Consider the following 11,074-nt stretch of genomic DNA (forward strand, 5'->3'; position numbering starts at 1 on the left):
ATGTTTATGCCCCTACTTAAGTTTAGTGAGATAGATATCATGTATTTAAAGACTCAATTAGAAAATTTAAATGCATGATTAAAAGGTGAGCTAAAGATACATTAATTAACCCTGCAATTCTATTGCAATTAGGTTTGTTTATTAGATTTAGCTGATTTGTTTGGGCGTTTCTTAAAAGGTGGCGGTTTAGGTGCACCTGGTTTACAGCGTTCGTTAATTTTTCGCCATAATTTAGTAAGTTGTTTGGTTATTTCTTCATTAGACTGCTCATCAATACCATTTTTAACCATAAGCACAATATCAATATTATCGATGCTGTGTTGATTTAAACGAAAACTTTCGCGAGCAAGACGTTTAATACGGTTTCGTTGGCATGCCTTTTTTACACGTTTTTTAGCAACAGTAAGACCTAACCGAGGTTTATCTTGGTCATTTGGTTTAGCTAATAGAGTAAAGAAAGGAGTTGCAGCCCGAGCGGGTTCATTAAATATGCGAGAGTAATGCGAGGGAGTTAACAGACGTAACTCCCTGCCAAAGCTAAAGTCTTCCACTTATAAATTAAGCAGAAAGAACTTTGCGGCCTTTAGCGCGGCGACGTGCTAATACTTTACGGCCATTTACAGTTGCCATGCGAGCACGGAAGCCGTGTGCACGTTTGCGTTTTAAAACGCTAGGTTGAAAAGTTCTTTTCATAACAATCTCATCCGATCGGTTAAAGTTAAAACATCCTATACAGGTCGCGATCCTGGCATAGGTGCCATTGCGAGCGCGAGATATTATAGAGTAAGTAATGTAAAGTCAATCATAATTACGTTAAGGGTATATAACCCACCTACTACTATATAAGAGATCATATAAGGCGATCTGTTAGGATCATCATAAATAAGAAGTTTTCCACAGCCCCTGTATAAAAAGTGAATAAAAGCGGGGGAAAAGTAAATTGGATCGTAAATTTGGTTCGCGATCTTGGTGTTATTTTGTTATGATCTCCTCTCAGGATCTAAAATAAAAACTGTTTTAAATCAGCTTGTTAATGGTTTTATACATCGATATCAACAATTTTATAAAAATCAATCTTTTACTTGTGGATAAAGTGCCTTCATAATACGCGGTCTTGGGTCGCTTATTGGACCATTTGAACGCAATAAATGTATGATTTATAATCATTAATGATGTGCGGGAATAAAAATTATATCTCTGGGAGTTTAACTGTGTATCTGTCGGTTTGGCAAAGTTGTTTATATGTATTGCAAGATGAGCTGCCTTCGCAGCAATTCAGTATGTGGGTAAGACCGCTACAAGCAGAAAGTACCGAAGATACCTTGACGATTTATGCACCTAATCGCTTTGTGCTTGATTGGGTGAGAGAAAAGTACCTAAATAGAATTAACGAATTACTAGTAGAAATTTGTGGTGTTGAAGCCCCAAAACTACGTTTTGATGTAGGTAGTAAACCTTTATTAAATGCACAAGCTGCACCGGTTATAGAAACTCAATCGGCACCAAGTGCACACGCTTCAGCAAAACAACAGCCTCGCGAGCAAAAGCCAGTTGTTGAACCTGCACCTAAGTCAGGTTACAAATCTAACATTAAAGAAAACTATACTTTTGATAGCTTTGTTGAAGGTAAATCAAACCAATTAGCAAAAGCTGCGGCCACACAGGTTGCCGACAATCCTGGTTCTGCTTTTAACCCTGTATTTATATACGGTGGCACTGGTTTAGGTAAAACTCACTTATTACATGCGGTAGGTAATGGCATTATGGCAAATAAGCCAGATGCTAAAATTGTTTACATGCATTCAGAACGCTTTGTTCAAGACATGGTAAAGGCACTTCAAAATAATGCGATAGAAGAATTTAAGCGTTATTACCGCAGTGTTGATGCATTAATGATTGATGATATTCAATTTTTTGCTAACAAAGAGCGTTCACAAGAAGAGTTTTTTCATACCTTTAATGCATTGCTCGAAGGTAACCAACAAATTATTTTAACCTCTGACCGTTACCCTAAAGAGATTGAAGGCGTTGAAGACAGGCTTAAATCACGTTTTGGTTGGGGATTAACAATCGCGATAGAGCCACCAGAGCTTGAAACGCGCGTTGCTATTTTGATGAAAAAAGCCCAGCAAAGTAAGATTAACTTACCACACGAAGTTGCTTTTTTTATTGCTAAAAAATTACGTTCAAATGTTCGTGAACTAGAGGGTGCACTTAACCGTGTAATCGCTAATGCGAACTTTACCGGTCGTCCGATTTCTATCGATTTTGTAAAAGAAGCGCTACGCGATTTACTTGCCTTGCAAGATAAACTGGTTACCATAGACAATATTCAGCGCACCGTTGCTGAGTACTATCGAATTCGTATATCAGATCTGTTATCTAAGCGCCGCAGCCGCTCTATAGCGAGGCCGCGCCAAGTAGCTATGGCATTATCTAAAGAATTAACTAATCACAGCTTACCTGAGATTGGTGACGCATTTGGTGGACGCGATCATACGACCGTATTACATGCATGTCGTAAGATAAAATCACTACGTGACGAAAGCCACGAAATTAAAGAAGATTACCAAAACTTAATAAGAACATTGTCATCTTAGGGCTGACTTTATTATGCAAATAACAATATCAAGACAACAATTTTTAAAGCCATTGGTGCAAGTGTCGGGCGCAATAGAGCGCAAACACACGTTGCCAATTTTATCTAACGTTTTGTTAGTGGTAGAAAACGGACAACTTTCAATGACGGGTACTGACCTTGAAATTGAATTAGTTTCTGGCGTATTTGTAGGTGATGATATTGCCGATACAAAACTAACGTTACCCGCTAAAAAGTTACTCGATATTTGTAAAAGTCTACCAGACGGTTCGGACATTACTTTAAGCTTGCAAGAGCATCAATTACTTTTGACCAGTGGTAAAAGCCGTTTTTCATTAACGACTTTATCGGCTGATGATTTTCCTAATTTAGAAGAGTGGGACGGAGAAGTTGAATTTCAACTTACTCGTTTAGAGTTACGTAAGTTACTCGAAAGCACGCATTTTTCTATGGCCAATCAGGACGTACGTTATTACCTAAATGGTATGTCGTTTGAAGTAGATAATACCGATATAAAAACAGTAGCAACAGATGGTCACCGTTTAGCTATAGCGCAAAAGCAATTAACGCAATCGCTTAATACTCAACGCCAATTAATTATACCTCGCAAAGGTGTGCAAGAAATTATGCGTCTTATGGTCGCTGATGATGAATTGGTAACAATTCAGTTTGGTGCCAACCATATTCGTATTATCGATCTTGAGTTTACATTTACAAGTAAACTAGTTGATGGACGTTTTCCTGATTACCGTCGTGTATTACCGCGCGGTGGCGACAAAGTAATTACAGCTAACCGCGAATGGTTACGAAATGCGTTTCAACGTGTGTCTATTTTATCTAATGAAAAGTTTCGTGGTGTACGCTTAAACTTATCAAACGGCTTATTAAAAATTACGGCTAACAACCCAGAGCAAGAACAAGCTGAAGAAGTTGTTGAAGTAAGTTACGAAGGCGCAGACCTAGAAATAGGGTTTAACGTGTCTTACGTATTAGACGTACTTAACACTCTAAAAACAGAAGACGTACTATTTACATTAGCCGACTCAAATAGCAGTGCCTTAATTGAAGGCGCTGGTGATGAAGAAGCAATGTATGTTGTTATGCCTATGCGTTTATAAGATTATAAATACATAATGAGCTTAAGTCATTTGAGCCTCAAATATTTTCGTAATATTGAGGCGCTGACGTTAGAACCAGTCAACGGCGTTAATATAATTTATGGTGAAAATGGCAGCGGAAAAACCAGCCTTTTAGAGGCTATTTATTACCTTTCTCACGGCAAATCTTTTCGTACTCCAAAACACAAAAGTATTATTGCGCATCAGCAAGAGCAGTTTGTAATTCACGGACGAAAAACGATACACGACTTATCTATTCCTATTGGTATTAGTAAAACCCAAACGGGTGAAACTAATTTAAAAATTCAAGGTAAGGCGAGCCGTAAAATATCTGAGCTAGCTCAGCTTATGCCTGTACAAATTATCACACCAGAGAGTTACTCCTTATTTTTTGGTGGGCCGAAAGAGCGCAGAAAGTTTTTAGATTTAGGTTTGTTCCACGTGGAACATGAGTTCTTTTTTTTATGGCAATCATTTAATAAAGTACTCAAACAACGCAATGCGTTGTTAAAAACTAAGCCCAAGAATTATTTTGACCAAATTAAGTTTTGGGACAAAGAATTTGTTAGACTGGCTGAAGAAATAAATAAATTAAGATTGGCGTATATAAGTAGGTTTAAGCAGCAATTTTTTGATAAAATGTGTGCAGAATTAACGCTTGTACGTGATTTAGAAATGACCTTTAACGCAGGTTGGAAAGAGACTGAATCTCTTGCAGATGCGTTAGAGCAAAACTTTGAGCGAGATGCTCGCCAAGGGTTTACAAGTAAAGGCCCTCATAAGGCTGATTTTAGTTTTAGTGTCGCTGGCAACAGTGTAGAGAATACGTTCTCACGCGGTCAATTAAAGTTACTATTGTATGCGTTAAAAGTTACGCAAAATAGCTTAATTGAGTCAGAGACAGATAAGCAATCTATATTGCTAATAGATGATCTACCTTCAGAGTTAGGCGAAGATACAAAAGAGAAAGTGGGTCAATTACTTGCTCACTGTAGTTCTCAAATTTTTATCTCTTCAATTTTGTCTGAAAGTATTTCTGCTGTGGTGGAACCCATGCAACGAGAACTACAAATGTTCCACGTGAAACATGGCAACCTAATAACAAGATAAGTGGGATTAACCATGTCTGAGAATTATGACTCGTCGAGTATTAAAGTACTTAAAGGATTAGACGCAGTAAGAAAGCGTCCTGGAATGTATATTGGGGACACCGATGATGGCACAGGCTTACACCACATGGTGTTTGAGGTCGTTGATAACTCGATCGATGAAGCCTTAGCAGGTCATTGTGATGATATTTACGTAACGATTCACTTAGACGGTTCTGTCTCAGTACGAGATAACGGTCGTGGTATTCCAACTTCTATCCATGAAGAAGAAGGCGTATCAGCAGCCGAAGTTATTATGACGGTACTTCATGCCGGTGGTAAGTTTGATGATAACTCTTATAAAGTATCAGGTGGCTTACACGGTGTTGGTGTTTCTGTTGTAAATGCACTTTCAGAAAAACTAAAACTTACAGTTCGCCGTGAAGGTAAACTTCATGAGCAGTTTTACACTATGGGCGTTCCAGATGCACCTCTAGCTGTTATTGGTGAATCGGACACGACTGGTACAGAACTACGTTTTTGGCCAAGTGGTGAAACATTCACAAACTTAGATTTTCATTACGAAATTTTAGCTAAGCGTTTACGCGAGCTTTCATTCCTAAATTCAGGTGTGAGCATCATTTTAAATGATGAACGTGAAGAAAATAAATCTGACCACTTTAAATACGAAGGCGGTATTCAAGCTTTCGTTGAATACTTAAACCGTAATAAAACACCTATACATAAAGGTGTATTCCATTTTACTCACGAGCGTGAAGAAGATGGTATTAGCGTTGAAGTATCAATGCAGTGGAATGATGCATACCAAGAAAACATTTACTGTTTTACAAATAATATTCCACAACGTGATGGTGGTACTCACTTAGCCGGTTTTAGATCAGCGCTAACACGTACACTTAATAACTACATGGAAAAAGAAGGCTTTAACAAAAAAGCTAAAACAACCAGCAATGCTACCGGTGATGATGCCCGTGAAGGCTTAACGGCTGTTGTAAGCGTTAAAGTTCCTGATCCTAAGTTCTCATCGCAAACTAAAGACAAGCTTGTTTCAAGTGAAGTTAAGTCTGCAGTTGAACAAGCAATGGCTGAAAAATTCACTGAGTTTTTATTAGAAAACCCAACTGATGCCAAAATTGTCGTAGGTAAGATTATTGATGCCTCACGTGCTCGTGAAGCGGCGCGTAAAGCCCGTGAAATGACACGTCGTAAAGGTGCAATGGACTTAGCAGGTTTACCAGGTAAGCTAGCTGATTGCCAAGAAAAAGATCCTGCCCAATCTGAACTATATATAGTGGAAGGGGACTCTGCTGGCGGATCAGCCAAGCAGGGACGTAACCGTAAAAACCAAGCTATTCTTCCGCTTAAAGGTAAAATCTTAAACGTAGAAAAAGCACGTTTTGATAAAATGTTATCTTCGCAAGAAGTAGCAACACTAATTACTGCATTAGGGTGTGGTATTGGTCGTGACGAATATAATCCTGAGAAATTACGTTATCATCGCATTATAATCATGACCGATGCGGACGTGGATGGTTCTCACATTCGTACGTTACTATTAACATTCTTCTATCGCCAAATGCCTGAAATTGTAGAGCGCGGCTATATTTACATTGCTCAACCACCACTTTATAAAGTGAAAAAAGGTAAGCAAGAGCGTTATATTAAAGATGACCCTGCATTAGTTGAATACCTAACATCGCTTGCTCTTAATGGTGCAGCGTTGTATGCAAGTACAGATGCACCTGCTCTTGAAGGTGAAGCACTAGAGTCAATAGTTCACGATTATCAAAACACAGTTAAAGTAATTGAGCGTTTAAAGCGTAAATACCCTAACACGGTAATGGAACGCTTAATTTATCAAACAGAATTGAAAACTGATGACCTTTCAGACGAAGCTAAAGTAATTGCTTGGACTAAAGTGTTGGTTGACGACCTGATTGCACGTGATGAAGATGCGACTATTTTCCATGCTGGTACAGAGCATGATGCTGAGCGTAATATGTATTACCCGGTTGTGAATATTCGTCAGCACGGTGTTGATAAAGCGCACGTACTTCATTATGACTTTATTGCGTCACGTGACTACCAACGCATTGCTGTGACTGGTACTAACATCGCAAACATCCTTAGCGAAGGTGCATATATTCAACGTGGTGAGAAAACAAAACCTGTTGATAACTTTGTGGATGCTTTGGAATGGTTGATCACAGAATCGAAGCGCGGGATCTATATTCAACGCTATAAAGGACTGGGCGAAATGAACCCAAGCCAGCTTTGGGAGACCACAATGGATCCTAGTGCTCGCCGTATGTTACAAGTAACGATCGAAGATGCTGTTGGCGCGGATCAATTATTTGCTACCTTAATGGGCGATCAAGTAGAGCCTCGTCGTGAGTTTATTGAAAATAACGCACTACGTGTAGTTAACCTAGACGTGTAAAAATATTACTTACATTGAAAAAGGAGCCTAATGGCTCCTTTTTTATTTTCTACACAAACTGCTTAAAACCTGAGTGTACACACGGTATACTAAGGGTAATTTTCACGCTACTTCTTAGATAGTAAAAAGCCAAATATGCAAAAATATGACGTAAAAACCTTTCAGGGTTTGATCCTGGCTTTACAGGATTATTGGGCGCAGCAAGGCTGTGTCATTATTCAACCACTTGATATGGAAGTGGGCGCAGGGACATTTCACCCGCAAACATTTTTAAAGTCTATTGGTCCAGAGCCAATGGCGAGTGCGTACGTGCAACCGTGTCGCCGTCCTACCGATGGTCGTTACGGTGAAAATCCCAATCGCTTACAACACTACTACCAGTTTCAAGTAGTTTTAAAGCCATCACCAGATAACATCCAAGAGCTTTATTTAGGCTCTTTAGCGGCTATGGGTATCGATACACTAACTCACGAAGTTCGCTTTGTAGAAGATAACTGGGAATCACCTACGTTAGGTGCGTGGGGCCTAGGTTGGGAAATTTGGTTAAACGGCATGGAAGTAACGCAGTTTACCTACTTCCAACAAGTAGGCGGTATTGAGTGTTCACCAGTAACGGGTGAGATCACTTACGGCCTAGAGCGTTTAGCAATGTACATTCAAGGCGTAGATAGTATTTACGACTTAGTATGGGCAGACGGTCCACTAGGGCGCGTAACCTACGGCGACGTGTTCCATCAAAATGAAGTAGAGCAGTCTACTTATAATTTTGAACACGCAAACGTAGAAGACTTATTTGCTCAGTTTGATAAATGTGAAGCAGAGAGCCAAAAGTTAATTGAAGCAAACTTACCACTACCGGCTTACGAGCAAGTAATGAAAGCATCGCACGCATTTAACTTACTAGACGCACGCCACGCTATTTCGGTAACAGAACGTCAACGTTATATTTTACGCGTTCGTGCGTTATCAAAAGCGTGTGCACAAAGTTACTATGACAAACGCGAAGCGCTTGGTTTCCCGCTGTGTAAGGATAAGTAAGTATGTCAGCACAAAATTTATTAGTAGAAATTGGCACAGAAGAGTTGCCACCAAAAGCGCTGCGTAAATTAGCAGAAGCTTTTGCTGCAAACTTAACTGCAGAGCTAGAAACACTAGAGTTAGCACATCAAGGCGTAAGCTGGTATGCATCGCCTCGTCGTTTAGGTTTACAAGTAAAAGCGCTTGAAGCTAAGCAACAAGACAAAGAAGTTGAAAAACGTGGTCCAGCTACTAAAGCCGCATTTGACGGTGACGGTAATCCAACAAAAGCAGCAATGGGTTGGGCACGTGGTTGTGGTATTGAAGTAAAAGATGCACAAACACTTGAGACTGATAAAGGCGCATGGTTATTGCACATTGCTAAAGTAGCAGGGCAAGAAACCAAATCGCTAATGACAGGTGCAATTACTAAAGCGTTAGCTAAATTACCAATTCCTAAGCCAATGCGTTGGGGCGCGAATAAAACACAATTTATTCGTCCTGTGCATACCGTTACTATTTTATTTGGTGATGAGCTACTTGAAGGCGAGATCCTTGGTAAGAAAATAACTAACCAGCTTCAGGGTCATCGTTTTCATCACCCAGAAAAAATTAGTATTAACCATGCAGACGACGTTTTTGACGTACTTAAATCGGCTTACGTTATTGCCGATTACGAACAACGTAAAGCGCAAATTCGTGCACAAATAGAAGAGGCTGCAAAAGCAGTTAACGCTGTTGTTGCAATGGATGAAGATTTACTAGAAGAAGTAACATCACTTGTAGAGTGGCCAGTTACTTTAACGGCAACATTTGAAGAAGCATTTTTAGATGTACCAGCCGAAGCGTTAATTTACACCATGAAAGACGATCAAAAATATTTCCCGTTATTAGATCAAAACGGCAAACTTTTAAATAAGTTTTTGTTTGTATCTAACATCGAAAGTAAAGATCCAAGTGTAGTTATATCAGGTAACGAAAAAGTAGTACGCCCGCGTTTAGCTGATGCGCAGTTCTTCTTTGAAACAGATAAAAAGAAAACACTAGAAAGCCGACTAGAATCGCTTGATAGCGTATTGTTCCAAAAGCAACTTGGTACGCTTAAAGATAAGTCTGCGCGTATTAGTGAGCTTGCAGGTTATATTGCTGAGCAATTAGGTGCCGATAAAGCATTAGCAGAGCGCGCTGGTCTATTAAGTAAAACAGACTTAATGACTGAAATGGTAATGGAATTTACCGACGTGCAAGGTGTAATGGGAATGCATTACGCTCGCCATGATGGTGAAGCCGAAGATGTAGCCATAGCGCAAAACGAGCAGTACATGCCACGCTTTGCAGGCGACAACTTACCTACAAATTTAATTAGCTGCGCAGTAGCGATTGCTGATAAGTTTGACACGCTGGTGGGTATTTTTGGTATAGGCCAAGCACCAAAAGGTGACAAAGACCCATTTGCTCTTCGTCGTGCTGCTATTGGTGCTCTTCGCATCATGGTAGAAAAAGAATTACCACTTGATATTTTAGACCTAGTGGCTAAATCGCAAACATTGTTTGGCGACAAGTTAACTAACTTAAATGTATCAGCTGATGTATTTGAATTTATGCTAGGGCGCTTCCGTGCGTGGTATCAAGACGAAGGTATTGAAGTAGACGTAATTCAAGCAGTGCTTGCACGTCGTCCGACTAAACCAGTTGATTTTGATCGCCGTGTTAAAGCCGTAAGCCACTTCCGCACATTAGACGCAGCAGAAGCGCTTGCAGCCGCTAATAAGCGCGTAAGTAATATTCTGGCTAAAAACGACATTACCAGCCAAGGTAACGTTGATGAGAGCTTATTAAGCGACGACGCCGAAAAAGTATTGGCATCACAAGTAGCAAAATTTGCCACTGACCTTGCACCACTTTACGCAGACGGTAACTACCAAGAAGCATTAAGCCAATTGGCGGGTATTCGTGAAAGTGTTGATAACTTTTTTGACAACGTAATGGTTATGGCCGACGATGAAGCCGTTAAGCAAAATCGTCTTGCGCTATTAAGCCAGTTAAGCGGATTGTTTTTAGGTATTGCAGATATTTCTGTTTTACAAAAATAACACCGATTAGCAATTTTAAAAGCCAGCGTTTTGCTGGCTTTTTAGTTTTCACTGTACGCAAAGGATACCCATTGATGATTTCTATGAAACGAATTTTAACCTTAGCAATTGCTGGTTTACTTACCGCATGTACTAGTCAAATTTCGATTAACGATGTATTGCCACAACAAGAGCTAGATAAAACAATTTACCTAAGAGGCGACTTTACGCTTTGGGATGCTGAACCTCAGTATCAATTTATGCCAGTAGGCACTGCGCTTTATCAAGCCGAAGTAAAGTTTTCTAGCCCTGGTAAAGTGTACGAATTTAAAATAGCAGATGCCGATTTTAGCGAAGGTTACAACTGCGGTTACAGCGACGCACAACCAGCAGGGCAAAAACTAACACTTGGTCAACCAGCGCTTGCCGACTGTAATACCATTTATAATTATTTTAGCTATACGCCAGCAATAAAAGGCACGTACATAGTAAGTATTGATTACAGTGACTACAACAAGCCACAAGTAACGATAACGAAGAAGTGATAGCGGTAATTTTAAAGCTGCACGAGTGAAATAATGGATTTGTGACAAGGACGTTGTAGTGTTTATTCAGCATTAACACCAAGGGGTTTTCGTAGATACCATCTCTCATTTTAAGCTTCAAGGTCGTATTTAACTTTCTTGGAGCTTAAACGCTTCTTGGTTTTTTATTACACC

The 11,074-nt window shown here is 39.7% G+C and carries 9 protein-coding genes; 7 read left to right on the plus strand and 2 right to left on the minus strand.

The features are described 5' to 3' along the window. Positions 1-128: 128 nt before the first annotated feature. Complete coding sequence (gene rnpA / locus GQR55_RS15190; protein ID WP_007377653.1) at positions 129-551, minus strand: ribonuclease P protein component; 423 nt, start codon at positions 549-551, stop codon at positions 129-131. 7 nt (positions 552-558) lie between these two features. Then, positions 559-693 (minus strand): 50S ribosomal protein L34, encoded by a 135-nt coding sequence (gene rpmH, locus GQR55_RS15195; protein ID WP_004335215.1) that lies wholly within the window; start codon positions 691-693, stop codon positions 559-561. Between the two features lie 518 nt (positions 694-1,211). Here rpmH and dnaA point away from each other — a divergent pair. From dnaA to GQR55_RS15230, 7 genes are all read left to right on the plus strand, one after another. Continuing rightward, positions 1,212-2,600, plus strand: a complete 1,389-nt coding sequence (dnaA, locus tag GQR55_RS15200) for a chromosomal replication initiator protein DnaA (RefSeq protein WP_010555148.1) — start codon at positions 1,212-1,214, stop codon at positions 2,598-2,600. Between the two features lie 13 nt (positions 2,601-2,613). After that, positions 2,614-3,717, plus strand: coding sequence for a DNA polymerase III subunit beta (gene dnaN / locus GQR55_RS15205; protein WP_024599960.1), 1,104 nt, complete (start codon positions 2,614-2,616; stop codon positions 3,715-3,717). A gap of 15 nt (positions 3,718-3,732) precedes the next feature. After that, complete coding sequence (gene recF / locus GQR55_RS15210; protein WP_008138030.1) at positions 3,733-4,827, plus strand: DNA replication/repair protein RecF; 1,095 nt, start codon at positions 3,733-3,735, stop codon at positions 4,825-4,827. A 12-nt stretch (positions 4,828-4,839) separates the two neighbouring features. After that, the gene (gene gyrB / locus GQR55_RS15215; protein ID WP_166421266.1) at positions 4,840-7,266 is read left to right on the plus strand and encodes a DNA topoisomerase (ATP-hydrolyzing) subunit B; all 2,427 of its coding nucleotides are present in this window, start codon (positions 4,840-4,842) and stop codon (positions 7,264-7,266) included. Between the two features lie 135 nt (positions 7,267-7,401). After that, positions 7,402-8,304 (plus strand): glycine--tRNA ligase subunit alpha, encoded by a 903-nt coding sequence (gene glyQ / locus GQR55_RS15220; protein WP_007584197.1) that lies wholly within the window; start codon positions 7,402-7,404, stop codon positions 8,302-8,304. A gap of 2 nt (positions 8,305-8,306) precedes the next feature. Beyond that, entirely contained in the window at positions 8,307-10,376 is a 2,070-nt protein-coding gene (glyS, locus tag GQR55_RS15225; RefSeq protein WP_166421267.1) for a glycine--tRNA ligase subunit beta, read from the plus strand. Positions 10,377-10,450: 74 nt separating this feature from the next. Continuing rightward, on the plus strand, positions 10,451-10,900 hold the full coding sequence (locus tag GQR55_RS15230; RefSeq protein ID WP_166421268.1) for a hypothetical protein: 450 nt from the start codon (positions 10,451-10,453) through the stop codon (positions 10,898-10,900). Positions 10,901-11,074: the final 174 nt, after the last annotated feature.

The organism is Pseudoalteromonas sp. Z1A8, assembly GCF_011378855.1.
Lineage (GTDB): Bacteria > Pseudomonadota > Gammaproteobacteria > Enterobacterales > Alteromonadaceae > Pseudoalteromonas.